A 25370-nucleotide genomic window follows, 5' to 3' on the forward strand; every position below is an offset into this window, starting at 1 on the left:
AATGTCAGAGGAGTTTGTAACAATCAGTCAGCAATTAGAAAATGCGAACGAAGCGATTGCACTTTTCGGCATTCATGATGCCCATCTAAAACGGATGGAACAAGAATTGGGAGTGTCCATTGTAACACGAGGAGAATCGGTGAGCGTTTCTGGCACCCCCGAACAAGTACAGCTTGTTGATGACCTGCTGCGCCACTTGTTGATCATTGTCCGAAAAGGCATTTCCATTAGTGAACGAGATGTGATGTATGCGATTCAATTAGCAAAAAAAGGAGCACTCGACTATTTAATTAATTTGTACGAGGAAGAAATCACAAAAAACGCCAAAGGAAAATCCATTCGTGTAAAAACGTTAGGACAGCGCCATTATGTTACTGCCATTAAACAGCATGACCTTGTTTTCGGAATAGGACCTGCCGGAACAGGGAAAACGTATTTGGCGGTGGTGATGGCTGTCCGTGCATTAAAAAATGGTCAAGTGAAGCGTATTATTTTAACTCGCCCGGCGGTAGAAGCAGGAGAAAGTTTAGGATTTTTACCGGGAGATTTAAAAGAAAAGGTGGATCCATATTTGCGCCCTCTTTACGATGCGCTGCATGACGTATTGGGAGTAGAGCATACGCAGCGGTTAATTGAACGAGGAACGATTGAAATCGCGCCGCTAGCATATATGCGGGGGAGAACGCTCGAAGATGCTTTCGTCATTTTAGATGAAGCACAAAATACGACACCGGCACAGATGAAAATGTTTCTAACAAGATTAGGCTTTGGCTCCAAAATGGTCATTACCGGTGATATTTCGCAAGTCGATTTGCCAAAAGGCGTGAAATCAGGACTTGCCGTCGCAAAAGAAATATTGACGGCGGTCAGCGGTGTATCCTTTGTCTTTCTAGAACAAACAGATGTTGTGCGCCATCCGTTAGTGGCTAAAATTATTGAAGCGTATGATGAAGCTGGCATATAGAGAGAAAAGACCCGTTTTCAAAGGGTCTTTTCTTTAAAGTGAGGGGAAAAACCGTTGGAAAGGATTCATTTTTTTCTGGAGCATGTTAACCATGTTCGCTTTGTTCGTTATCTTTTGTTTCTGTTTTTAGGGCTTTTTCTATTTGCGGTGTTATATGATCAAGCAAAACCGCATCAATATGAACTGCGCCTGTTCGATATTGCCACCGAAACGATTCGTTCGCCAATTACGATTGAAGATAAGAAGACGACAGAAAGACTAAAAAAGGAAGCGGCGGATAAAGTAACGGATATTTATACATTAAAAAAAGAATATGCCGAAAATCGTGTTGATTTAATTTCTTCGCTATTTACAACCATTGTTGAAATTCAAAATGAAATCAAGGAAGAAGAAAAAGAGCCGGCGAAAATGATAGATGCGCTAAAGGAACGTCTGCCGCAAGAATGGTTTTCTTATTTGTCCGCAGATGAATGGGAAAAGTTGCTTCGTGCAGCTCCAGAAGACATCGAAACAGCAAAAGAAGCGGCGGTAACGGCTGTCCATTCCATTATGGCCGAGCGCATTACGCAATCAGAATTGGAGAGGGCAAGGGCAAAAGTACAAGATGAATTGAAGTATGTCATGCTTTCGCCTTCATTAAAAGAAATTGTTGTCAAGCTGACAAAGCAAGCAATCATTCCAAACGTTATTTACGATCGAACCGCTACAGAAGAAAAGCGAAGACAGGCGATGGATGAAGTAAAGCCGGTAAAAATTTTGCAAGGACAAGTTATTGTCGAGGAAGGGCAATTTATTACAAATGAAATTTATCATCAGCTGCAGCTTGTCGGCTTATTGCAAAACGATCGCTCTTTTCAGCCTCTTATCGGTCTTTTTCTTTTCGTGTTATTATTGCTATCGCCTGTTGTTTATTACTTTGGACGAGAGCAGGCAAACAAGAACTTGTTTGTATATACGGCCATTTTTACGATTATGCTTCTTGTGATGAAGCTCGTTCGTCTCATTCCGGAAAGTGATGCGTTCTCCACTGGGTATCTTGTGCCGGTTGCTTTCGGCACCATGCTCGTCCGTATTTTCATCGGGGAACGAATCGCAATTATGACAAGTATTCTTTATGCCGTATGCGGAAGCTTAATGTTTAACGAGGGAATGGGCGCGAATGGCACTATTCAAGTTTCGTTAGCGATTTATCTAGTTACAAGCGGGTTGGCAGGAAATTTCTTTTTACATAAACATCTTCGAAAAGCGAAAATTTGGCAGGCAGGAGTATTTGTCGCTTTCATTAATATGGTTGTTATGCTGGCATTAATCTTGCTTAAAAATGGCCATTATTCGTTAACAGAGATCGGCATGTTTCTGCTGATGGCGTTTGCTTCTGGCATTTTCTCAGCGATTTTAACTATTGGGCTTTTGCCGGTTTTTGAGGCGTGCTTCGGTATTTTGTCATCGATGAAATTAATTGAATTATCGAATCCAAATCATCCATTGCTTCGCAAAATTTTAACGGAAGCTCCTGGAACGTACCATCACAGCATCATGGTTGCTAATTTAGCGGAAGCTGCTTGTGAAGCGATTGGAGCAAACGGTTTATTAGCGCGTGTTGCTTGTTATTATCATGACATCGGAAAAACGAAACGGCCGCAGTATTTTATTGAAAACCAAATAGGCGGTAATCCACATGATCACTTATCGCCACAGTTAAGCAAAAATATTATTCTTGCCCACGTGTCTGATGGGGTGGCCATTTTAAAAAAACACCGCATGCCGAAAGAAATTGTTGACATTGCTGAACAACATCATGGTACAACATTATTAAAATATTTTTATCATAAAGCACTTGAGCAGACGGGCTATGTGTTAGAGGAAGAGTTTCGCTATCCTGGCCCGAAGCCGCAAACGAAGGAAGCAGCGATTATTAGCATTGCGGATAGCGTAGAGGCAGCGGTACGATCGCTTTCTAATCCGTCTCAGGAGAAAATTGAAAAAATTGTCCGCAGTATTATTGCGGAGCGATTGCAAGATAATCAATTGAACGAGTGTGATATTACGTTAAAAGAACTTGAAATGGTTGCAAGATCGCTTTGTGAAACACTAAATGGCGTATTCCATTCACGGATTGAATATCCAGAAATTCGAAAGGAAAAGGTGAAACACGCATGATTCTCAACATCGATTTTATCGACGAAACGAACGAAGTTACAAAAGAGCAAATGAATATCATCGAACAGTTGTTAAACTACGCGGCAGAAATCGAACATGTCCCTAGCGGAGCGGAAGTGGGCATTTCGTTTGTGGATAACGAGCGGATTCGCATCATCAATCGCGACTATCGGGGAAAGGATCAGCCGACCGATGTTATTTCCTTCGCTCTCGAGGAAAAAGGCGAAGGAGAGGTGGAAATTGTCGATGCGGATATTCCCCCGCTGCTTGGCGATATTATTATTTCAATTCCAAAAGCAAAAGAACAGGCGGAGGAATATGGGCATTCGTTCATGCGCGAGCTTGGATTTTTGGCGGTGCACGGTTTTTTGCATTTGTTGGGATATGATCATAAAACAGAAGAAGAAGAAAAAATAATGTTTTCAAAACAAAAAGATATTCTAGAACGATATGGGTTAACGAGATAAAATATGAACTGGAAGGACGAAAAAAAACGGTTTGCTTGCGCATGGGCAGGAGTGATGGCGGCGGTAAAGGAAGAAGCGCATATGCGCATCCATATTGCGCTGGCTGTTGTTGCGGTTATTGCTGCAGCAATCTTTCACATTTCCAGGATGGAATGGCTTATTCTTTTGTTAACGATCGGAAGTGTCATTGCTTTGGAATTAATCAATACGGCAATTGAACGTGTAGTTGATTTAGTGACGGCCGACTTCCATCCTTTAGCAAAAGCAGCAAAAGATATCGCTGCAGGCGCCGTTTTGGTCGCTGCGATTGTTGCTGTTATTGTTGGAATCACCATCTTTCTGCCATATCTCGTATAATCAATGAGTGAGAAAATTCTAATTTTTCTGTTATATTTTCATCAAGAATGATGAAATTTACAAAGATTTTTTGTAAAATAAAAGTAAGGAAGCTTATTGCTTCCCAAGTTGTGAAAGGAAGAGAAACATTGAAAATAAACGAACTCATAGAAGAAGCAAAAAAAGCAAGAGGATACGCTTATGTTCCTTATTCAAAATTTAAAGTTGGCGCCGCTTTGTTAACAAAAGACGGCAAAGTGTATCGCGGTTGCAACATTGAAAATGCTGCTTATAGCATGTGTAATTGTGCGGAACGAACTGCGCTTTTTAAGGCGTATTCGGAAGGGGATAAAGAATTTGCTGCACTTGCTGTTATTGCTGATACGCCCCGTCCGGTACCGCCGTGTGGTGCATGTCGCCAGGTTATTTCTGAGCTATGTCCAAGTGATATGAAAATAATATTGGCAAATTTAAACGGGGATATCACCGAACTAACAGTGAAAGAACTACTACCAAATGCTTTTTCAGCGGAGGATTTGCATGAATAAGGAAGGATATAAATCAGGATTCGTTTCTATTGTTGGTAGACCGAACGTTGGAAAATCGACATTTTTAAATCGCGTCATCGGTCAAAAAATCGCTATTATGAGCGATAAGCCGCAAACGACGCGCAATAAAATTCAAGGTGTTTACACGACAGATGATGCACAAATTATTTTTATTGATACGCCAGGAATGCATAAACCAAAACATAAACTTGGCGATTTTATGATGAAAGTAGCGCTGAACGCGTTAAGAGAAGTGGACCTCATATTATTCATGATTAATGCAGAAGAAGGGTTTGGACGCGGCGACGCATTTATTATTGAACAGCTTAAAGAAGTAAATACGCCAGTGTTTTTAGTCATCAATAAAATTGACAAAGTTCATCCAGATGATTTATTGCCGCTAATCGATCAGTATAAGGACCTTTATCCATTTGCTGAGATTATTCCAATTTCTGCATTGCAAGGGAACAATATCGAAACATTAGTGGAACAAATCAAAAAATATTTGCCGGAAGGTCCGCAATATTATCCACCTGACCAAATAACAGATCATCCGGAACGGTTTATCATCGCTGAGTTGATTCGCGAGAAAGCGCTTCATTTAACGCGTGAAGAAGTTCCGCATTCCATTGCTGTCGTGGTAGAAACGATTGAGCGGCGCGAAGATAGCGATACAGTGTATGTCGGCGCGGTTATTATTGTAGAACGAGATTCGCAAAAAGGAATTATTATTGGAAAACAAGGACGAATGTTAAAAGAGATCGGGCAGCGGGCGCGTATGGATATTGAAGCGCTCCTTGGGTCAAAAGTATTTTTAGAACTATGGGTAAAAGTACAAAAAGATTGGCGCAATCGGTTAGCACAGCTGCGTGATTTCGGATTCCGGGAAGAAGAGTATTAATTAGAAAATTTTATGTAACATAAACGTTTCCTAGCGTGGTCAACCTATAATTAGATGGGAAAACAAGCAATGCTGCGGGCGGAAAGAGGTGTGGTTCCATGCTTGAATTTACTTGGAAGTTATTTAGCCAAACCGGCAATATCGACACCTATCTTCTTTTTAAAGAGCTAGAAAAAGAACAGCAACCTAGTAGCGATGAACAAGAAACGGAACTAAAGGAAGTCGATCAACCTATTTTTTGATTTGTGTTTTAGGGTCGGTGGTGATACGATTGTTTGAAAAATGTGAAGCAATTGTCATTCGCGCAATCGATTATGGCGAAACAAATAAAATTGTCACATTCTTCACGAGAGAATGGGGAAAGGTGGCTACGATGGCACGCGGAGCAAAAAAGCCAAGTAGCCGCCTTTCTGCCGTTACACAACCGTTTACGCATGGCTATTACTTAATTCAAAGAAGCCGCGGTGTCGGTGTTTTACATCAAGGAGATATTATCGATTCGATGCGAACGATCCGCGAAGACATTTTCACCGCAGCATATGCATCTTATATTGTGGAGATGACAGATAAAGTAACAGAAGAACAGCAGCGCAATCCGTATTTGTTCGAGCTGCTTTTGCAGACATTACAATATATGAATGAAGGGCTCGATTTAGAGATTCTTGCTTGTATTTATGAAATGAAAATGTTATCTGTAATGGGGATTCCTCCTAAATTAGATCATTGCGCTGTATGCGGCCGGACAGAAGGAAAGTTTTCTTTTTCCATAAAAGAAGCTGGATTTCTTTGCCACCGCTGCGAGCAAACCGACCCGTACCGAATTCCGCTTTCCGCAGCTTCTGTAAGGCTATTGCGTTTATTTTACTATATAGATTTATCAAGGCTTGGTACAATTTCTGTAAAAGAGGAAACAAAAAAAGAGCTTCGCGCCGTTCTTTCATCCTATTATGATGAATATTCGGGATTGTCGTTAAAAACAAAGCGATTTTTAATGCAAATAGATGAACTAAAAAAGATTGGCTATCCTTATCAAAATCAAACGGAAAATGGAAGCGGCGGATGAAAAAGCGGTCATTAGTTGTCTTTATAAAGACAAAGTTTCCTTCTTTAAAACAGAGTGTAGTATAATAAAATAATAAATGGATGAGAAGATAATATGATCCAGCTTTTTATAAGGTGGTGAGCAGCGATCGAACTGAATAAACGCCAAGAACAAATTTTGCAAATTGTCAAGGATCATGGTCCGATTACAGGTGAAAGTATCGCTGAAAAGTTGAATTTAACAAGAGCGACATTACGCCCGGATTTAGCGATATTAACAATGGCTGGTTATTTAGAAGCACGACCTCGAGTAGGGTATTTTTATACAGGAAAAACCGGATCTCAACTGCTTGCCGATAAAATAAAAAAGATAAAAGTAGGTGACTATCAATCTATCCCGGTCGTTGTTAATGAAAATGTCAGTGTATATGATGCGATTGTCACCATGTTTCTTGAAGATGTCGGCACATTATTTGTCATCGATGATGAATCGCTTTTAGTTGGTGTTTTATCGAGAAAAGATTTATTGCGTGCAAGTATTGGCAAACAGGAGTTAACAACGATTCCTGTCAATATTATTATGACGAGAATGCCGAATATAGCGGTTTGTTATAAAGACGACCCGCTTATTGAAGTAGCGGAACAATTAATTGAAAAACAGATTGATGCGATGCCGGTAGTGCGAAAAACAGAAAAAGGATATGAAGTCATTGGGAGAATAACGAAAACAAATATGACAAAAGCGTTCGTTGCGCTAGCGAAAGACGATTTGTTATAGGACAAAAAAGGAGGAGGAAGATGAATCAGCGCCTTGTTTATGTCGTTTCCGATTCAGGAGGGGAAACGGCGGAACTTGTAGTGAGAGCAGCAGCAAGTCAGTTTTATAATTCTCACATTCAATTAAAGCGCGTACCGTATGTGGAAGATAAGACGACGCTAGCAGAAGTGGTTGCGTTAGCAAAAATGAATCAAGCAATTATTGCGTTTACGCTAGTTGTTCCGGAAATGCGCCAGTTTCTTATTGAGGAAGCTGCACGCGAAGGAGTAGTAGCGTACGATATTATTGGACCGCTTATTGAAAAAATGAGCGATTTATTTAAGTTGACGCCACGATATGAGCCGGGACAAGTGCGTGTGCTTGATGAGGATTATTTTAAGAAAATTGAAGCGATTGAATTTGCTGTGAAATATGATGACGGACGTGATCCACGGGGAATTTTGCGTGCTGACATTGTGTTAATCGGTGTATCGCGCACCTCAAAAACACCGTTATCCCAATATTTAGCGCATAAGCGATTGAAGGTGGCAAACGTGCCGATCGTACCAGAAGTCGAGCCGCCAGAACAACTTTTTAAAGTACCTCCCGAAAAATGTTTCGGGTTAAAAATCAGTCCGGAAAAACTGCTTTCGATTCGCCGTGAGCGCCTAAAATCGCTCGGATTGAACGACCAGGCTATTTATGCGAACATGGATCGCATTAAAGAAGAACTTGCTTATTTTGATGGGATAGTGAAAAAAATTGGCTGCGATGTTATCGATGTAACCAATAAAGCAGTCGAAGAGACAGCAAACATTATTATGAAAAAAAGAAGATTATAGCACATTCACGATAATGTGAACTGTGCTTTTACTTTTTTATAGCATATTTTCACCATTTGTATTATAATAAAAAATTGCGAGAAAAATGAACAATGCAGGTTTAGAGTGCATAAAGAACGAGTAAACTATTTATAGCCAACTTGTCAATAGGAAAGGGGAAACTTTTTTCGACAAAATTCGTTTATTATATAGGAGAAAAAGAAGGATTTTCGAGAACGGTGTAGAATAATTAGGAGGTGTGAATCTGATTGCTCGATTGGCTTTAACCCGAAACGGAGCTGGCAATATGATGACAGCAATCAGATCTGGACATTGAGACCGACCGTTTTTGTGGACGCGGATGCTTGCCCAATAAAAAGTGAAATTTTCTCGCTTGCTTGTAAATATAATATACCAAGTGTGTTTATTTCTTCGTACAATCATTTTTCTCCCTTCCAGAAAATGAAATGGGTATATGTCGATACAGAAAAAGAAGCGGTGGATTTATATATTTTGAATCATGCCGCAAGAGGAGATGTAGTTGTTACCCAAGACATCGGGTTGGCAAGCATGCTTGTTAACCGTGGTGTGCATGTGATTTCTCCACGTGGAAAGGTGTACGAAGAAGGGGAGATGGATAGCGCTCTTTATCATCGTTATCTTCAGGCAAAACAGCGAAGGCAAGGTGTATATCCAAAGGGAATGAAGCGGTTTTCTGATCACGATCGTCGCCTCTTTCTGCAAAATTTCGAAAAAATTTTGTCGAAACTCGAAGGAAAATAGACATAGGTCGAGAATAATAAGATACGGAGTTGTTTATATGGGATACCGTATTCCCGAGGAAACGATTGAAGCGATTCGTCGTGCTGTTGATATTGTCGATGTAATTAGCGATTATGTCCAATTGAAAAAACAAGGACGTAACTATTTTGGATTATGCCCATTTCATGGGGAAAAGACGCCATCGTTTTCGGTTTCCCCAGAAAAGCAAATTTTTCATTGTTTCGGCTGTGGAGCCGGTGGAAATGTATTTTCGTTTCTAATGGATATTGAAGGAATTTCCTTTATTGAAGCAGTAAAACGATTAGCGATAAAGGCAAACGTCGATTTAGCGGATTTAGAGCTGGACGATGCGAATAAACAAAGCCGTGCTGATACGAGCGAAACAAAAATAATGGTAGAAGCGCATGAGCTTCTGAAAAAATTTTACCATCATTTGCTTGTAAATACAAAGGAAGGACAGGAAGCTTTTGATTATTTACAGGCGCGTGGATGGACAAGGGAAATTATTGATCAATTTGAAATCGGCTATGCCCCTGATTCATGGGATTTTGCCGTCAAACTTTTGTCAGGGCGCGGTTTTTCGCTCGAGCTGATGGAAAAAGCCGGATTAATTATTCGAAAAGAAAACGGCGGTGGCTATTTTGACCGTTTTCGTCATCGAATTATGTTTCCGATTCATAATCATCATGGAGATGCTGTTGGTTTTTCGGGCAGACTTCTCGGAGAAGGTCAGCCGAAATATTTGAACAGCCCGGAAACACCCATTTTCCATAAAGGAAAAATTTTATACAATTTTCATCAAGCGCGTTTACATATCCGAAAACATCAAGAAGCCATTTTATTAGAGGGATTTGCTGATGTCGTTTCCGCTGTGCAAGCAGGCATTGCCCATTCAGTAGCAACGATGGGAACAGCGTTAACGGAAGAGCACGCGCGTATTCTTCGACGCAATGTCGATACCGTTATTATTTGCTATGACGGTGATGCTTCAGGAATAGAAGCGACATTCCGTGCAGCGGAGCTGTTAGCAGATGCAGGCTGTCATGTGAAAATTGCAACAATTCCCGACGGTCTTGACCCAGATGAATATATAAAGAAATATGGTTCAGATCGATTTCGCCGCGATATTATTGATGCCAGCAGTTCGCTGATGGCGTTTAAAATGATGTATTTTCGCAAGGGAAAAAACTTGCAAAACGAAAATGATAAAATTCGCTACATTGAAGAAGTACTTCAAGAAATTAGCAAATTATCGAATCCCATCGAGTGGGATTACTATTTACGGCAGTTGGCTGACGAGTTTTCCCTTTCGTTATCTGCTTTGCAAGAACAATTGAATCGTCATCGAAATAATAAAACACATTCTAACAATGCGCAAAGCAAAGCGGCGCCGAGACCGCCGCTACAAAAGAAGCTTCTTCCTGCCTTTCAAAATGCTGAACGAATGTTGCTTGCCCATATGCTTCGCAGTCGCGATGTGGCTATGATTGTTCAGCAGACGATTGCAGGGGCATTCAATATCGAAGAACATCGGGCGATTGCTGCTTATATTTACGCATTTTACGAAGAAGGGAATGAGCCTGATGTCAGTTTGTTGCTTTCGCGTCTTCCTGATGATTTGAAACCTCTTGTGACAGAACTGTCGCTATTGTTGATCACTGATGAAATTTCCAATCAGGAACTGAACGATTATATGCGGCATGTGTTGAATCACCCAAAATGGTTAAAGCTAAAGGAAAAAGAACAAGAAAAAATTGAAGCAGAGCGAAAAAAAGACTTTTTAACTGCTGCGCGCATTGCAAAAGAGATCATCGAAATGAAAAAGATGTTATCATCTTCGTAATATTGTGTTATAAGTTAAAGGAGGTAGTGAAATGGCTGAAAAACCAGCTCGTTCAAAACAAGCCGATACAGACGTAACACTTGAACAAGCGAAAGAACAGCTGACAGAGCTTGGTAAAAAACGCGGTATTTTAACATATGAAGAAATTGCTGAACGTTTATCCGGTTTTGATCTTGATTCCGACCAAATGGACGAATTTTACGAATACTTAGCTGATCAAGGGATCGAAGTCATTAGTGAATCTGATTTAGACGCTGATCCTGATATCGATGATTTATCAAAAGAAGAAGAATTTGATTTAAATGATTTATCGGTTCCTCCTGGCGTAAAAATTAACGATCCTGTGCGCATGTACTTAAAGGAAATCGGGCGCGTTCCACTGTTGTCTGCTGAAGAAGAAATTGAACTAGCGAAACGAATCGAACAAGGCGACGAAGAAGCAAAACGCCGCTTAACAGAAGCAAACCTTCGTCTTGTTGTTAGCATCGCTAAACGTTACGTTGGTCGCGGCATGCTATTTCTTGACTTAATTCAAGAAGGAAATATGGGTCTTATTAAAGCAGTCGAAAAGTTTGATTATCGTAAAGGATATAAATTTAGCACTTATGCAACATGGTGGATCCGTCAAGCAATTACGCGTGCGATTGCTGATCAAGCACGGACCATTCGTATACCAGTGCATATGGTGGAAACGATTAATAAACTTATCCGCGTGCAACGGCAATTACTTCAAGATCTTGGACGTGAACCAACTCCAGAAGAAATTGCTGAAGAGATGGATTTAACTCCAGAAAAAGTACGCGAAATTTTAAAAATCGCCCAAGAACCGGTTTCTCTTGAAACGCCAATTGGCGAAGAAGATGATTCACATTTGGGTGATTTTATTGAAGACCAGGAAGCGACATCGCCATCCGAGCATGCGGCCTACGAGCTGTTAAAGGAACAGCTAGAAGATGTATTAGATACACTTACAGACCGCGAAGAAAACGTGCTTCGTTTGCGTTTTGGGCTAGACGACGGTCGTACGCGGACGCTCGAAGAGGTCGGAAAAGTATTTGGTGTTACCCGCGAACGCATTCGTCAAATTGAAGCAAAAGCGCTTCGCAAGTTGCGTCATCCAAGCCGTAGCAAACGGTTAAAAGACTTTTTAGAGTAACTACTTTCTAAATAGTTTACTTCTTGTACTATTTGAGAAGTAAACTGTTTTTCCTTTCCTTTTCGAGAGGCCGATTAATTATGAACAAACAAAGGCGCGAAATTATTGTACGGGAAATTGAATATTGGAAACGTTCTCGCCTCCTTCCAGAGCAATATTGCGATTATTTGCTGGCACTATATACGGAGGGCGAGTATAAAAAACGTCCAAGCGACATCCTCCGAACCCGTCAACGGGGGATGATCCGCTTCCTTTTAGTAGCATTTATTTGTCTATTGTTGCCAGCAAATGCTCTTGTCATTTATTTTACTGAATTGTCATTCGTTTTGCAAATGCCCCTTTTATTTCTTTTTTTCTTTATATGTGTCATAGTTGCATGGATGTGGAAGGGGCAAGGAAATATTGTTCATATCCCGCTTATTAGTGGTGCGTTCATTTTTCTTATTGCATCGATCGAGGTTGGCGAATATTATTTTCCGAAACAAAAAGCGATTATTGCATCGATTGTTTTCGTAAATTGTTTATTATGGATCTTCGTAGGAAAGCGGTTCCGTTTCCTTTATTTGTTTATATCAGGCGTGCTCGGAATAGGAGTTTTAGTCTTTTTTCTTTTATTTTAACTTTTTGGCAATTTTGCCGCAGAATGAGATTAGGGGCTTTTCCTTTGCGGTAATTTACAGTAAAATAAAATTGTTTGTAGCGGTTACATTTTCCGAACAATGGTTATACATAAGGGAGGTAAAAAAAATGAATCGAAACCCGTTAATCCCATTTTTTATCATTATGCTGATTGGGATCGGACTTACTCTTGGGCTTTCATTTAAGGGGCTCGGCGATGCAAAAGAACTTGCAAAAGAGAAAAAAGGCGGCGAGAAAACAGAGCAAACGGCTGCGGCAAATCCAGAAGAATTTTATCAACAAACATGCAGCGGCTGTCATGGACAAAATTATGAAGGCGGTGCTGGTCCGGCATTAAAAGGTGTAGGCAAACGGCTTTCGGTAGACGAAATTAAAAACGTGATCCAAAACGGTCGCGGCGCCATGCCTGCAGGCCTCGTTCCGCCGGACAAAGCGGATGAAATGGCAAAATGGCTTTCTAAGCTGAAATAAGCTGAAATAAACAAAAAATCCCTTTGCCTTAGGTGAAGGGATTTTTTGTTTATGATACAATATACAGAAGAGTGAAAGGGATGTGAATAGAAAAGATGAATGAATTTCGTCTGTCCAAACGTCTTGAAACAGTTGCCTCTTTCATTCCAAAAGGCGCGAAGCTAGCTGATATCGGTTCAGATCACGCATATTTGCCGTGTTATGCATATTTGCATGGATATATTATAAAAGCGGTAGCGGGCGAAGTAGCAGATGGCCCGCTTCGTTCCGCCAAACAGCAAGTGGAAAGGACAGGACTAAAAGACGTCATTTCTGTACGAAAAGGCGACGGATTGGAAGTGATTCAATCTGGCGAAGTGGACTGTATTACGATTGCCGGTATGGGAGGTACATTGATCGCTAACATTTTAGAGGCTGGAAAAGACAAGCTTTCCGGTGTAAAGAGACTGATTTTGCAACCGAATGTCGGCGCGCATATTGTGCGCAAATGGCTGATGGACCATGACTGGGAATTGATTGCGGAGCGCATATTGGAAGAAGAGGGGAAAATTTACGAAGTGCTTGTTGCTGAAAAAGGCGATGGAAAAAGGCCATATGAAAATATAGAGACGGAATTATTGTTAGGCCCATTTTTATTGAAAGAAAAAAATGCTGTGTTTTTAAAAAAATGGCGTCATGAACTTGCTCACTGGAAACAGATTTACCGCCAATTAAATGAAAAGGCAGAAACGGAGTCTGCCGTCGCAAAAAAACAAGAACTAGAGAAAAAAATGAAGATGGTTGAGGAGGCATTGCGGTGAACAAAGTTCCAAGCGGTCATGAAATCATTCAATTATTTGAGCAATTTGCACCGAAACATTTAGCGATGGAAGGCGACAGAATCGGTTTGCAAATTGGAACGTTAAATAAACCAGTCAAAAAGGTAATGATTGCCTTGGATGTTTTAGAAGAAGTAATCGATGAGGCTGTAGCGGAAGGGGTAGATCTTATTATCGCGCACCATCCACCGCTTTACCGTCCGCTAAAGCAGATCATTACTGATCAAGCGCAAGGACGTATCATTGAAAAATGTATGAAACATCATATTGCTATTTATGCTGCTCATACGAATTTAGATATCGCCAATGGAGGAGTAAATGACTGGTTAGCGGAAGCACTGGGGCTGGAGCATGTAGATGTATTGATTCCGACGTATGAAGAGCCGCTGAAAAAACTAGTCGTTTATGTTCCGGAGACACATGCCGACCTTGTTCGTGAGGCGATCGGTAACGCAGGAGCAGGCCATATCGGCAACTACAGCCATTGTACGTTCAACGGCCGCGGTATCGGTACTTTTTTACCGCTAGAAGGGGCGAATCCGTTTATCGGGAAATCTGGGACACTGGAGCAAGTGGAAGAGGTGCGTATTGAAACGATTGTCCCGGCTTCCTTGCAAAACAAGGTTATTTCTGCGATGTTAAAAGCACATCCGTACGAAGAAGTGGCGTATGACATATATCCGCTTGAAAATAAAGGAAAAGTATTCGGATTAGGAAGAATTGGCCGCTTGCCGGAAGCGATGACACTTGGGGAGTTTGCAGAGCATGTGAAAAAAGCGTTGGACGTTCCGGCGGTGCGCGTTGTTGGCCATTTGCAAGATATGGTTCAAAAAGTCGCAGTGGTTGGCGGTGATGGAAATAAATATATATCACAAGCAAAATTAGCCGGCGCTGATGTTTATGTGACGGGGGATGTATATTATCATGTTGCGCACGATGCAATGATGCTTGGGCTAAATATCGTGGATCCGGGACATAATGTGGAGAAAGTAATGAAACAAGGGGTCGCCCGCTTTTTAGAAAATGCGTTTGCTAAACAGCAGTTTGCAACGGCCGTCTGCATTTCGAAAGTGCATACCGATCCATTTACGTTCGTATAAACATATAGCCGATATTCGCTAAACGAATATCGGCTATTGTTTTATTCTTTTTTTGCTTTTACTTTCGGTAAAATTTTTTGCAACGGTACTTTCCGCTCGCGTTTCCATGTATTAGGATCATTTGGATCAAACTGCTCTAAAAAATCGATTACTTCTTTTGTAATCGGAGTTGGCGTTGAAGCTCCTGCTGTAACGGCTACTTTTTTTGCGTCTTTAATCCAATTAATATCAATTTCTGTTACATCGGCAACGCGGTACGCTTTCGTACCAGCAATTTCTTCCGATACTTGCGCAAGGCGATTGGAGTTGTTGCTTCTTGGATCGCCAACGACGATCGTGACATCGGCGTCTTTTGCCTGTTCCGCCACTGCTTCTTGACGGAGCTGGGTTGCCATGCAAATTTCTTTATGCATTTCGACATGTGGATATTTTTCTTTTACTTTTGCCATAATATCGGCAACATCCCATTGGCTCATCGTTGTTTGATTTGTCACCATGATGCGGTCGTTTTCAATCGTTAGACGTTCCACATCTTCCATCGTTTCGACAAGATGGATGCGCGTCGGATCAATGCCGACCGCTCCTTCTGGTTCGGGATGGCCCTTTTTGCCAATATAAATAATTTCATATCCGTCCGCCAGCTTTTCTTTAATTAAGTTGTGGGTTTTTGTCACGTCTGGACATGTCGCATCGATCGTGACAAGCCCTTTTTCGCGGGCGCGCCTTTTCACTTCGGGCGATACGCCATGCGCAGTAAAGATCACTGTCCCTTTGTCAATTTTTTCGAGAATCTCTAATCGATTTTCTCCATCGAGCGTAATAATTCCTTCCTCGGCAAATGCGTCGGTAACATGTTTATTGTGAACGATCATTCCGAGAATATAAATCGGTCTTGGCAACGTAGGATCTAATGCTACATTTCTTGCGATTACCATCGCATCAACAACCCCGTAGCAGTAACCGCGAGGGGTAATTTTGATCACTTCCATATTGGTTCCTCCTAAACTCCGACATACGGAGAGACTATCTCTTTCTTTTACATTATATCGGAGAAAGAAGAAGAACACAAAGTATAACACGTTTTAAACATATAGTTTTGGCGTAGATGGCTTTGGTGTTTTTGTAGATTGGGATGATTTATTTTCGGATGTTTTCACTTTCGGTACAGTGCGTTTTTTGGATGAAGATGATGTTTTTTTCTTATTTTCTGGAATGTTTTTTTCTGTTTTGTTCTCTTCTTGCTCGGTTGTTTTTAATTCTCTAAATATTTTTACCATAGCTGGAAGGTTTTTTATCAGCGGTCCGTATTGCTGTACCATTGGCATGACGTTTTGTGCGACGCCTAACATTTTTTGGATGTTCGTCAACATGCCGATAAAGCCCCCGCCTGTGTTTGCGCCAGCGCCCGTAGTGGCAGCGGCGTGACGAATCGCAGGTGTTATCCACGGAGATGGGGAAGCGATCGGCCGTCCTCTTGAAAAGAATTGCGATAAGAAACCGCCAAAGCCCGGGCGGGGACCGGGTGTTCTCATCATAGGAAAGGAAGGCGGCATTCCTGAAAAGGAGCGTGGCATCGGGGAAAAAGGAAATATCGGTGGCCGGTTGTAAATCATCGCATTTTCCTCCTTTCTAGGCTGAAGTAAGAGAATATCTCTTTCATAAAGTATGCGAAAAAATGGGAAATGTTTTTCGTTTACGTTCTAAGTTGCAGCCTCGCGCAAAAATCAGATATAATGATGAATCGAGTTATTCGGATTTGGTCGTTAAATTGAAGCAGAAGGGAGTAGTGGCGAATGAAGGAAACGTTATTTGAGAGATTTTCATTTCAGCCATTTATTATTGAAGCGATTAAGGAGCTTCGTTTTTATAAACCAACAGAAATTCAGGAGCGCATCATTCCGAGCATTCTTCGCGGCGAAAGTGTGATTGGTCAGTCACAAACAGGAACAGGAAAGACTCACGCCTATTTATTGCCGATCATTGAAAAAATTGACCCGGATCACGAGGCGGTACAAGCGGTTATTACCGCACCGACGCGGGAGCTTGCAACGCAAATTTACCATGAAATTTTAAAAATTATAAAATTTTGTCCGAGCGATAGACAAATTACAGCACGTTGCTTTATTGGAGGAACAGATAAGCAAAAAGCGATCGAAAAATTGAAAACACAGCCCCATATCGTAGTTGGAACTCCAGGAAGAATTAACGACCTCATTCGCGAGCAAGCACTAAATGTTTGGACAGCAACTACACTTGTCGTTGACGAAGCAGACTTAATGTTAGATATGGGATTTATTGTCGATGTCGATCAAATTGCAGCACGCATGCCAAAAGAACTGCAAATGCTTGTCTTTTCTGCGACAATCCCGGAAAAGTTAAAACCATTTTTGAAAAAATATATGGAAAATCCAAAATATGTTCATGTTGCACCAAAGCAAGTGACAGCGGAAAAAATTGAGCACGTTCTTGTGCCGCTTCGCAGCCGTGATAAAGTGAAGCTGCTGCACGAAATGTTAGTTGCGTATAATCCGTATTTAGCAATTGTATTTACCAATACAAAAAAAATGGCGGATGAAGTGGCAGATAGGCTGATCGAAAAAGGGATGAAAGTCGGGATTTTACACGGTGATCTAACGCCGCGCGAACGTAAAAAAATGATGAAGCAAATTCGCGATTTGGAGTTTCAATATATTGTTGCTACCGATCTAGCTGCCCGCGGCATTGATATTGAAGGAGTAAGTCATGTCATTAACTACGAACTGCCAAAAGATTTACAGTTTTACATTCATCGTGTCGGCCGCACTGCGCGCGCTGGTTACACAGGAATTGCGACGACGATTTATGAACCATCGGATCAAGATGCAATAACCAAATTAGAAAAAATGGGAATTGAGTTTCTTCACCGCGATCTTATCCGTGGAGAATGGGTAGATTTGCCGCCTTGGAATCGGCGAAGCAAGCGGGCCAAGCAAGATGCGGAAATAGAGCAGCTTCTTGCGAAAATGAAAAAATCGAAACAAATCAAGCCAGGTTATAAGAAAAAGTTGCTTGCCGAAATAGAAAAACAAAAAAAGCGGTTGCGGCGTTTAAAGAAACAATAACATGTTAAACAGGAAAGGGAGAAGAGAAATGTTAAAAATTGGATCACATGTGTCAATGAGCGGAAAAAAGATGCTGCTTGCAGCAAGTGAGGAAGCCGTTTCCTACGGAGCAAATACGTTCATGATCTACACGGGGGCTCCACAAAATACACGGCGCAAAAAAATTGAGGAGCTGAATATTGAAGCAGGGCTTGCCCATATGAAAGAGCATGGCATTGAAGAAATTATTGTGCACGCTCCATATATCATTAATATCGGCAACACAAAGAATCCAGACACGTTTGCTCTTGGCGTAGAATTTTTACGCTCTGAAATCGAACGGACCGAGGCGATTGGCGCGAAACAAATCGTTCTTCATCCTGGAGCGCATGTCGGAGCAGGTCCAGAAGCAGGAATCAGCAAAATTATTGAAGGGTTAAACGAAGTATTAACGCGTGAACAAACGGTGCAAATCGCATTAGAAACAATGGCGGGAAAAGGTTCGGAATGCGGCCGCAGTTTTGAGGAACTCGCCCAAATTATTGATGGTGTTACTCATAACGAAAAATTGTCCGTTTGCTTTGATACGTGCCATACGCATGATGCCGGTTATAACATCGTCGATGATTTTGATGGGGTATTGGAAGAATTCGATCGAATTATCGGCTTAGACCGGCTTAAAGTGCTCCATATTAACGATAGCAAAAACCCGCGCGGAAGCCGGAAAGACCGTCACGAAAACATCGGTTTTGGACATATCGGTTTTGCCGCATTAAACTATATCGTTCATCATCCGCAGCTTGCCGACATTCCGAAAATTTTAGAAACACCGTATGTCGGAGAGGATAAAAACAATAAAAAACCGCCATATAAGCACGAAATTGCCATGTTGCGCGCGCAAATATTTGATGAAGAGTTGTTGACAAAAATTATGAGTGATGAATAAAAAGGGCAAAAGTCAGATGCCCTTTTTATTGATAAATTTTAAAAATAGTTCATTTGCTTTTTTAGCGGTTTGCGGTGATGTAATTTTGGCAAGTTCTTTCACCCATTTTTTTCGTTCTTGTGGATCAAACACATTAATTTTATTCGTCCGGGCGATATGGAGAACTTTTTTTGCTTGTTCCACCGTTAATGGAATGCCGTAATCATGACTATATGAAACAAGTTCCTCGGGGGTGATCATTTTTATTTTTTGCTGAATGAGCTGTTGATAAAGGTTCATTTTCGACTCCTCCTCTTCCATAGGCATCATATGAAATGAGGAGCCTAAACGTGTATTGTAATGAAATAAAAACAAAAAAGGAAGGGTGTTTTTTGGCACAGAAACAACATAAAAAGGAGGCTCTCAGCCATATTGTTTCTTTATTTTTTTATGGGAGCTTCCCTTGCGTCATTTTCGATCGAGCAACTTTTAATCCCAAACCGAATTATTGATGGTGGGGTTATCGGGAGTTCGCTTATTTTAGATTATTTAATTCCAGATTAAATCGGCGATTCATTAACATTTACAAATGCCGTTCGATCGGTTATACTACGTTCGTAGTTAAATCGTAATTATTCTGAATTAGCAGGGGAGAACAGAATGAAAACAGAATATGTGTTGAAAATCGAACATGTCTCATTTCGGTACGAAAGAGAGAACGTGTTGGAAGATATCAATTTGGCCGTGCCTAAAGGTGCGTTTTTAGGGATCGTCGGTCCGAATGGATCAGGGAAATCGACGCTTTTAAAATGCGTATTAGGCGTATTAAAACCGCAGCAAGGCAATATTTATTTGTTTGGGACGCCAATCGAGTCGTTTAAAGATTGGCACCGCATCGGCTTTGTATCACAAAAGGCAAACAGCTTTAATACCGGATTCCCTGCCACTGTGTACGAAGTTGTCGCAAGCGGATTAACGGCTAAACGCGGAATGTTTCGCTTTTTTACAAAAAAAGATAGACAGGCGGTATTGGAGGCAATTGAAGCGGTTGGGATGAGCGATTTTTCCCGCCAAAACATCGGAGAATTATCCGGCGGGCAACAGCAGCGTGTATTTATTGCCCGGGCGATTGTCAGCAAACCTGAATTGCTTATTTTAGATGAGCCGACTGTTGGTGTTGATATTCATCACGTACAAAGTTTTTACAACATGCTTGATGTGCTAAACCGGCGCCTTGGCATTACGCTTGTACTCGTCACGCATGATATTGGAACCATTACCAAAAAAGTGACGCATGTTGCATGTCTAAATAAACATTTATATTTTCATGGGAAAGCCGAAGAATTTGAGAAGCTCGAGGAGCAGGCATTGTCGCAATTTTACGGGCATTCACTTCATGTGCTTTCTCATCAACATTGATGGAGGAATGGCACGATGATTGAAGCAATATGGCAATACGAATTTTTACGCAACGCATTTATAGCTGGAATATTAATCGGCTTGGCTGCTCCGCTTCTCGGTGTATTTATTGTTGTTCGTCGTCTGTCGTTAATTGCCGATGCGCTCAGCCATGTGACGCTTGCCGGTATTGCGGCAAGTTTGCTGTTAGGTAAAAGCTTTGCTTATTTTACAAACTGGAATCCGCTTTATGTAGGAATGGGATTTTCTGTTGTTGGTTCATTGTTTATTGAAAAATTGCGAGCAATATATAAACATTATCAAGAATTAGCGATTCCGATCATTCTTTCTGGTGGAATTGGTCTTAGTGTAATTTTTATTTCACTTGCCGATGGGTTTAATACGGATTTATTTTCCTATTTGTTTGGCAGTGTAAGTGCAGTGAGCCGTCAAGACGTATGGACGGTATTTATCATTGCTTGTGTTGTCATTGGCATTGTTTTATTGTTATATAAAGAATTATTTCTCCTTTCATTTGATGAAGAATATGCAGCGATCTCCGGCATTCGTGCGAAGCTTATTCATTTTATATTTATCGTTTTAGTCGCGCTCGTGATTGCTGCATCAATGCGGATTGTCGGCGTATTGCTTATTTCTTCGTTAATGACGCTGCCTGTGGCGGCGAGCATTCGGATTGCAAAAGGATTTAAGCAGACGATTGGTTATTCGATTTTGTTTGGTGAATTATCTGTTATTGTTGGTTTGCTGCTGTCATATCAGCTTGATTTAGCGCCTGGTGGAACGATTGTTATGCTTGCCGTTTTCATTTTGCTTATCGTAATCATGTGGAAAAATTGGAAAAGGGGATGAGGAGCGATGAATGTTGAGGAAGCAATTCGCTTAATGAAAAAAAAGGGATTTAAACACACTGGCAAGCGGGAAGATATACTGCAGCTATTTGCTAACACCGATAAATATTTAACTGCCAAAGATGTTTTAGAAGCATTACGGGACGATTATCCGGGATTAAGTTTTGATACGATTTATCGCAATTTATCGCTATTTGTAGGGCTTGGTATTTTGGAAATGACCGAGTTATCAGGAGAAAAACACTTCCGTTTTACATGCAGCGCGCCTCATCATCACCATCATTTTATTTGTATAGAATGTGGAAAAACAAAAGAAATTTCGGTTTGCCCGATGGACGATTTAACAGGGCAATTGCATGGATATGAAATATCCGATCATAAATTTGAAATATACGGGAAATGCCCGGAATGCCAAAGGGATATCTCAACATAAAAGGAGATATCCCTTTAATCATTTATAGAAGCCGTTCAATATGTTGCTTTGCTTCCAACCAGTCTTTGACGCGAATCACTTGCTTAGGAAGGGGGCCTTGATTATATGGCGTATCAAATAAAATGACGGGAATATTGCATTCTTCGGCAATATCGCAGGCATTGTCGTATTTGTCTTCAAAAAAGGCGGAAATGCGATAAGTTTTTACGGCTTCAATTTTGTCGTGAGAGCCGACTAATTCGATGTGGTGGTAATGAACACCGTTTTTTTGAAACCATCGCTCCGTTAGGTCATATAAATGTCGGCCGCGCGCACTGATATAAAACAACTCGTATTTGTTTTTCCAGCTATTGATGACTTCAAGCGCATGTTCCGCCAGCGGAGCACATTCGTAAATCATTGCCTCGTATTTTTCCATCCATCGATCCATTTCTTCTTCCGTTGTATCATACAGTGGAGCTAAATTATATTGGGTAATGTCATTCAATGTTAAATTTTTTTGAAAAGATTGGTTCAAATATGGAATAAAAGTACTCGGACAAGTAACCGTCCCATCAATATCAATACCAAGCCGCTTTTTCATATTTATTTTTGCACTCCTTTAATCCAAACATCCGTGTATATTGTAGCACCATTAGAACAAGTATGCATTATTTTGTGTTCATGATCCGTCGTGTTGTTATTAGAAGACGGAAGTAAAGCCCACAGTAATTGTCAGAAAAGATATGGATGGCGATGTTTTTATTGGTCAACGGACAAATCGAATGATTCCTATTCGCTTTTTGCCATAGAAAATATTCACATTTATAATTTCGCATAAACGTCTCATACTAATTAATGCTCCTTACTTAGGGAAAGCGAGGGAAGCACATGGTTGAAGATCGCAACCGCACGTATAACGAAAGCTACGTACAATCAATAGGAAAAGAAGAACCAGAACGTGATTTTATGGAAGAAACGGCGACAGAAATAGCAGAACCAGTTCGCCGCTATGATGAACGGGACGAAAAAGCAGCAAATGATGGAGCAGGATTAGGTTGGTTAGCGCTTGCTCTTTCGATTATTTCCTTATTTATTTGGCCTGTCTTATTAGGAGCAACAGGCATTATTGTCGGCTTTATCGCACGCCGGCGTGGTGCGGAAACGCTAGGTGCATGGGCCATCGGTATTGGAGTTGTAGCGATCATCGTCCGTCTGTTCATCATGCCGTTTTATGATTAATGTAAAAAGCTTGGCGCATGAAGCGTCAAGCTTTTTGTTTTGCGAAGTATTCTTCGGCTAATTTGTCGACTTCTTTTTTCAATTCTTCAACCATCTTTTCTTCTGGAACTTTACGGACGATTTTGCCATGACGGAATAACAATCCTTCGCCGCGCGCTCCGGCGATGCCAATATCCGCTTCGCGCGCCTCGCCAGGCCCGTTGACAGCGCACCCGAGCACCGCGACTTTAATTGGTGCTTTAATTTTTGAAATATATTCTTCAATCTCGTTAGCGATGCTGATTAAGTCAATTTCAATGCGTCCGCATGTTGGGCAGGAAATTAATGTAGCCGCATTGGACGCTAATCCGAACGACTTTAATATTTCTTTTGCTACCTTTACTTCTTCAACCGGGTCAGCGCTAAGCGATACGCGAATCGTATTGCCGATTCCTTTGCTTAAAATAGCACCGAGCCCAACCGCGCTTTTTACCGTTCCGGCAAAAAGCGTACCTGATTCAGTAATGCCGAGGTGGAGCGGATAATCAAATGTCCGTGCTGCTTTTTCATATGCTTCAATCGCCAAGCGAACATCGGACGCTTTTAACGATACGATAATATCGTGGAAATCAAGCTCTTCTAAAATGCGAATGTGGTATAATGCGCTTTCGACCATGCCGTCAGCGGTAGGATATCCGTATTTTTCCAAAATCCGCTTTTCCAACGATCCGGCATTGACGCCGATGCGGATCGGCACACCGCGTTCTTTTGCTGCTTTTACGACCGCTTCTACTTTTTCACGGCGTCCAATATTTCCAGGATTGATGCGAATTTTGTCTACTCCGCCTTCAATTGCTTTCAGCGCTAACTTATAGTCAAAATGAATATCCGCCACCAGCGGAATGTTAATGCGCTTTTTAATTTCCGGAATGGCGTTGGCCGCCCGTTCATCTGGACAAGCGACACGGACGATTTGGCATCCCGCTTCCTCAAGCCGTTTTATTTGAGCGACTGTTGCTTCTACATCATGTGTTTTTGTTGTTGTCATGCTTTGAATAATAACCTCGTTATTTCCGCCAATTGTTAAATTGCCAACGCGAACAGGACGAGTTTTTGAACGATGAATAATTTCACCCACGAGAAATTCGCTCCTTTAAGAAACAAGTTCATGCCGTTTTCTGAACTATTGTAACAATGTTTATCGTCACTTGACAAGAAATTCGCTGCTTAACGTTTGTATATCGGTATTTTATATTTTTTTCCAATTTGTAATGTTTGTGCTTTTTTACCTGGATTCAATGCTTCAAAATCGGCGATCGCCTTGTCAATCGGAACAGGAATCGGCCCGTTTTGCAACTCTTCCATAATGGACAATAGCGTATCTCCCGGTTGGACGGTCACCGTTTGATACGGAATATGAACGTTTATTTTGCCGTCTGTCGTATGTTCAGGGGCTGCTGTTGCTTTCGTTGAAACGATCAATGTCCCTGTTGTTACATCATGATAAATGATATAGATGGCGAGACATAGGACGAAGGCGCGGATTGCTTTTTTCACCTATTATTCCTCCAATGAACGTTGTTAGTAACTATGTATGCTCGTCCCGAAAAAAATATGTAAAATATGCCTGCCCGTTTTACGTAAACTTAACATTTGCTTAATAAAGGCATAAAACTCGCTCGTTACAATGAGCATGTACATGGGCAACAGAAAATAATTAGGAGGGTCAATCGATGATGTGGAAAAAACCAATCAGATTCGGAATTGCTGCATTGTTAATAACGGGGATGCTTGCGGGGTGCGGAAAATCGGATAACACAACAGAAGAAAATGCTGGAAACACAGAAACGAAACAAGAAGAATCATATTCTGGAACGATTACGTTAGCTGGATCAACCGCTCTTCAACCGCTTGCTGAAGAAGCAGCAAATCAATTTATGGAAAAATATCCTGCTGTTTCGATTACTGTACAAGGGGGAGGAAGCGGAACAGGCGTTAACCAAGTTGCCGCTGGTGCTGTACAAATCGGAAACTCGGATGTTCCATCTGCAGAAAAGCTGGAAGATAAATCAAAAGCTGGAGAGCTTATCGATCATAAAGTAGCCGGAATTGCTTTCGCGCTTGTAGTGAATAAAGATGTCAATGTTGATTCTTTAACAGTAAAACAAATTCAAGATATTTTCTCTGGAAAAATTACAAACTGGAAAGATGTTGGCGGAAAAGACGAAAAAATTAACGTCATTAATCGTCCTGCTTCCTCTGGAACACGTGCAACTTTTGAAAAAACGGTGATGAAAGATGTAAAAATAAATGAAGCGATTGGAACTGTTCAAGATTCCAATGGCGCGGTCGAACAAGCGATTAACTCAACGCCGGGATCGATTAGTTATGTTGCGATGTCGTATTTAATTGGTGAAAAGAAAGATTTAAAAACGTTAAAAATCGATGGGGTAGAACCAACGATCGAAAATATCAAAACGGAAAAGTATCCTTTCTGGTCTTATGAATACATGATTACAAAAGGCGAGCCGAAAGATGCAGTGCGCGGATTTATCGAATACGTGAAAAGCGAAGAATTTGCTCCGAAAGTAAAAGAAATGGGCTACATTCCTATTTCTGAATTAGAGTAATTCCATTAAAGGCTGGCTACATCGTTTAGC

General features: G+C 41.2%; 30 protein-coding genes and 1 pseudogene. 25 read left to right on the forward strand and 6 right to left on the reverse strand.

What is annotated here, in order from left to right; translation table 11 throughout:
* Nucleotide 1 precedes the first annotated feature (1 nt).
* The 17 genes from QSJ37_RS14190 to QSJ37_RS14270 all read left to right on the forward strand — a co-directional run bounded on the left by QSJ37_RS14190 (nt 2) and on the right by QSJ37_RS14270 (nt 14805).
* Nucleotides 2-964, forward strand: coding sequence for a PhoH family protein (locus QSJ37_RS14190; protein ID WP_285755771.1), 963 nt, complete (start codon nt 2-4; stop codon nt 962-964).
* A 54-nt stretch (nt 965-1018) separates the two neighbouring features.
* Nucleotides 1019-3124, forward strand: a complete 2106-nt coding sequence (locus QSJ37_RS14195) for an HD family phosphohydrolase (RefSeq protein ID WP_285755773.1) — start codon at nt 1019-1021, stop codon at nt 3122-3124.
* Entirely contained in the window at nt 3121-3591 is a 471-nt protein-coding gene (gene ybeY, locus QSJ37_RS14200) for an rRNA maturation RNase YbeY (RefSeq protein ID WP_285755774.1), read from the forward strand. The genes QSJ37_RS14195 and ybeY overlap by 4 nt, the downstream gene beginning before the upstream one ends.
* Nucleotides 3592-3594: 3 nt before the next feature.
* Entirely contained in the window at nt 3595-3948 is a 354-nt protein-coding gene (locus tag QSJ37_RS14205; RefSeq protein WP_285755776.1) for a diacylglycerol kinase family protein, read from the forward strand.
* 47 nt (nt 3949-3995) lie between these two features.
* Complete coding sequence (locus QSJ37_RS14210) at nt 3996-4475, forward strand: cytidine deaminase (RefSeq protein ID WP_015864532.1); 480 nt, start codon at nt 3996-3998, stop codon at nt 4473-4475.
* Nucleotides 4468-5376, forward strand: coding sequence for a GTPase Era (era, locus tag QSJ37_RS14215; protein ID WP_285755777.1), 909 nt, complete (start codon nt 4468-4470; stop codon nt 5374-5376). Before QSJ37_RS14210 ends, era begins: the two co-directional genes overlap by 8 nt.
* Before the next feature lie 98 nt (nt 5377-5474).
* Nucleotides 5475-5618 carry a YqzL family protein gene (locus QSJ37_RS14220; protein WP_285755779.1) on the forward strand — a complete coding sequence of 48 codons (144 nt, stop codon included), beginning with the start codon at nt 5475-5477 and terminating at the stop codon, nt 5616-5618.
* Nucleotides 5619-5647: 29 nt separating this feature from the next.
* The gene (gene recO / locus QSJ37_RS14225; protein WP_285755780.1) at nt 5648-6439 is read left to right on the forward strand and encodes a DNA repair protein RecO; all 792 of its coding nucleotides are present in this window, start codon (nt 5648-5650) and stop codon (nt 6437-6439) included.
* A 126-nt stretch (nt 6440-6565) separates the two neighbouring features.
* The gene (ccpN, locus tag QSJ37_RS14230; protein WP_281255503.1) at nt 6566-7195 is read left to right on the forward strand and encodes a transcriptional regulator CcpN; all 630 of its coding nucleotides are present in this window, start codon (nt 6566-6568) and stop codon (nt 7193-7195) included.
* 20 nt (nt 7196-7215) lie between these two features.
* Nucleotides 7216-8016 (forward strand): pyruvate, water dikinase regulatory protein, encoded by an 801-nt coding sequence (locus tag QSJ37_RS14235; RefSeq protein WP_285755781.1) that lies wholly within the window; start codon nt 7216-7218, stop codon nt 8014-8016.
* Between the two features lie 312 nt (nt 8017-8328).
* Nucleotides 8329-8778, forward strand: a complete 450-nt coding sequence (locus tag QSJ37_RS14240) for a YaiI/YqxD family protein (protein ID WP_285755782.1) — start codon at nt 8329-8331, stop codon at nt 8776-8778.
* A 37-nt stretch (nt 8779-8815) separates the two neighbouring features.
* Nucleotides 8816-10621, forward strand: coding sequence for a DNA primase (dnaG, locus tag QSJ37_RS14245; RefSeq protein ID WP_285755783.1), 1806 nt, complete (start codon nt 8816-8818; stop codon nt 10619-10621).
* Nucleotides 10622-10652: 31 nt separating this feature from the next.
* Complete coding sequence (rpoD, locus tag QSJ37_RS14250) at nt 10653-11777, forward strand: RNA polymerase sigma factor RpoD (protein WP_285755784.1); 1125 nt, start codon at nt 10653-10655, stop codon at nt 11775-11777.
* Between the two features lie 80 nt (nt 11778-11857).
* The gene (locus tag QSJ37_RS14255; RefSeq protein WP_285755786.1) at nt 11858-12397 is read left to right on the forward strand and encodes a hypothetical protein; all 540 of its coding nucleotides are present in this window, start codon (nt 11858-11860) and stop codon (nt 12395-12397) included.
* A gap of 127 nt (nt 12398-12524) precedes the next feature.
* Complete coding sequence (cccA, locus tag QSJ37_RS14260) at nt 12525-12887, forward strand: cytochrome c550 (RefSeq protein ID WP_285755787.1); 363 nt, start codon at nt 12525-12527, stop codon at nt 12885-12887.
* Nucleotides 12888-12982: 95 nt separating this feature from the next.
* Nucleotides 12983-13687 carry a tRNA (adenine(22)-N(1))-methyltransferase gene (locus QSJ37_RS14265; RefSeq protein WP_285755788.1) on the forward strand — a complete coding sequence of 235 codons (705 nt, stop codon included), beginning with the start codon at nt 12983-12985 and terminating at the stop codon, nt 13685-13687.
* Nucleotides 13684-14805, forward strand: coding sequence for a Nif3-like dinuclear metal center hexameric protein (locus QSJ37_RS14270; protein WP_285755789.1), 1122 nt, complete (start codon nt 13684-13686; stop codon nt 14803-14805). The genes QSJ37_RS14265 and QSJ37_RS14270 overlap by 4 nt, the downstream gene beginning before the upstream one ends.
* A 41-nt stretch (nt 14806-14846) precedes the next feature.
* On the opposite strand, the gene QSJ37_RS14275 is transcribed toward QSJ37_RS14270, so the two are convergent.
* Both QSJ37_RS14275 and vrrA read right to left on the reverse strand, forming a co-directional pair.
* On the reverse strand, nt 14847-15794 hold the full coding sequence (locus QSJ37_RS14275; RefSeq protein WP_015864519.1) for a 4-hydroxy-3-methylbut-2-enyl diphosphate reductase: 948 nt from the start codon (nt 15792-15794) through the stop codon (nt 14847-14849).
* Nucleotides 15795-15887: 93 nt separating this feature from the next.
* Nucleotides 15888-16418, reverse strand: coding sequence for a VrrA/YqfQ family protein (gene vrrA / locus QSJ37_RS14280; RefSeq protein ID WP_285755790.1), 531 nt, complete (start codon nt 16416-16418; stop codon nt 15888-15890).
* Nucleotides 16419-16598: 180 nt separating this feature from the next.
* Between vrrA and QSJ37_RS14285 the strand changes: the two genes are divergently transcribed.
* The gene (locus tag QSJ37_RS14285) at nt 16599-17906 is read left to right on the forward strand and encodes a DEAD/DEAH box helicase (RefSeq protein WP_285755791.1); all 1308 of its coding nucleotides are present in this window, start codon (nt 16599-16601) and stop codon (nt 17904-17906) included.
* A 28-nt stretch (nt 17907-17934) separates the two neighbouring features.
* Nucleotides 17935-18831, forward strand: coding sequence for a deoxyribonuclease IV (locus tag QSJ37_RS14290; RefSeq protein ID WP_285755792.1), 897 nt, complete (start codon nt 17935-17937; stop codon nt 18829-18831).
* Nucleotides 18832-18843: 12 nt separating this feature from the next.
* On the opposite strand, the gene QSJ37_RS14295 is transcribed toward QSJ37_RS14290, so the two are convergent.
* Nucleotides 18844-19110, reverse strand: a complete 267-nt coding sequence (locus tag QSJ37_RS14295; protein ID WP_285755793.1) for a DUF2624 domain-containing protein — start codon at nt 19108-19110, stop codon at nt 18844-18846.
* A 92-nt stretch (nt 19111-19202) separates the two neighbouring features.
* On the opposite strand from QSJ37_RS14295, the pseudogene QSJ37_RS14300 reads away from it, so the two are divergent.
* The 4 genes and pseudogenes from QSJ37_RS14300 to zur form a co-directional block, all read left to right on the forward strand.
* Nucleotides 19203-19371: pseudogene (locus QSJ37_RS14300) on the forward strand (YitT family protein); the annotation flags it as partial.
* A gap of 99 nt (nt 19372-19470) precedes the next feature.
* Nucleotides 19471-20229 (forward strand): metal ABC transporter ATP-binding protein, encoded by a 759-nt coding sequence (locus tag QSJ37_RS14305; RefSeq protein WP_062752932.1) that lies wholly within the window; start codon nt 19471-19473, stop codon nt 20227-20229.
* Nucleotides 20230-20244: 15 nt separating this feature from the next.
* On the forward strand, nt 20245-21078 hold the full coding sequence (locus QSJ37_RS14310) for a metal ABC transporter permease (protein WP_285755794.1): 834 nt from the start codon (nt 20245-20247) through the stop codon (nt 21076-21078).
* Nucleotides 21079-21084: 6 nt separating this feature from the next.
* On the forward strand, nt 21085-21510 hold the full coding sequence (gene zur / locus QSJ37_RS14315; RefSeq protein WP_285755796.1) for a zinc uptake transcriptional repressor Zur: 426 nt from the start codon (nt 21085-21087) through the stop codon (nt 21508-21510).
* A 22-nt stretch (nt 21511-21532) separates the two neighbouring features.
* Here zur and QSJ37_RS14320 read toward each other — a convergent pair whose 3' ends face one another.
* Nucleotides 21533-22093, reverse strand: a complete 561-nt coding sequence (locus QSJ37_RS14320) for a hypothetical protein (protein WP_285755797.1) — start codon at nt 22091-22093, stop codon at nt 21533-21535.
* A 287-nt stretch (nt 22094-22380) separates the two neighbouring features.
* On the opposite strand from QSJ37_RS14320, the gene QSJ37_RS14325 reads away from it, so the two are divergent.
* On the forward strand, nt 22381-22731 hold the full coding sequence (locus QSJ37_RS14325) for a DUF4190 domain-containing protein (protein WP_285755799.1): 351 nt from the start codon (nt 22381-22383) through the stop codon (nt 22729-22731).
* A gap of 25 nt (nt 22732-22756) precedes the next feature.
* Here QSJ37_RS14325 and ispG read toward each other — a convergent pair whose 3' ends face one another.
* Complete coding sequence (ispG, locus tag QSJ37_RS14330; protein WP_285755800.1) at nt 22757-23848, reverse strand: flavodoxin-dependent (E)-4-hydroxy-3-methylbut-2-enyl-diphosphate synthase; 1092 nt, start codon at nt 23846-23848, stop codon at nt 22757-22759.
* A gap of 89 nt (nt 23849-23937) precedes the next feature.
* Nucleotides 23938-24267, reverse strand: a complete 330-nt coding sequence (locus QSJ37_RS14335; RefSeq protein WP_285755801.1) for a LysM peptidoglycan-binding domain-containing protein — start codon at nt 24265-24267, stop codon at nt 23938-23940.
* Nucleotides 24268-24443: 176 nt separating this feature from the next.
* On the opposite strand from QSJ37_RS14335, the gene QSJ37_RS14340 reads away from it, so the two are divergent.
* Nucleotides 24444-25340: a phosphate ABC transporter substrate-binding protein PstS family protein gene (locus QSJ37_RS14340; RefSeq protein ID WP_285755803.1), complete on the forward strand. Its 897-nt coding sequence runs from the start codon at nt 24444-24446 to the stop codon at nt 25338-25340.
* Nucleotides 25341-25370 lie beyond the last annotated feature (30 nt).

This window comes from Parageobacillus sp. G301 (assembly GCF_030268025.1).
Classification (GTDB): domain Bacteria; phylum Bacillota; class Bacilli; order Bacillales; family Anoxybacillaceae; genus Parageobacillus_B; species Parageobacillus_B toebii.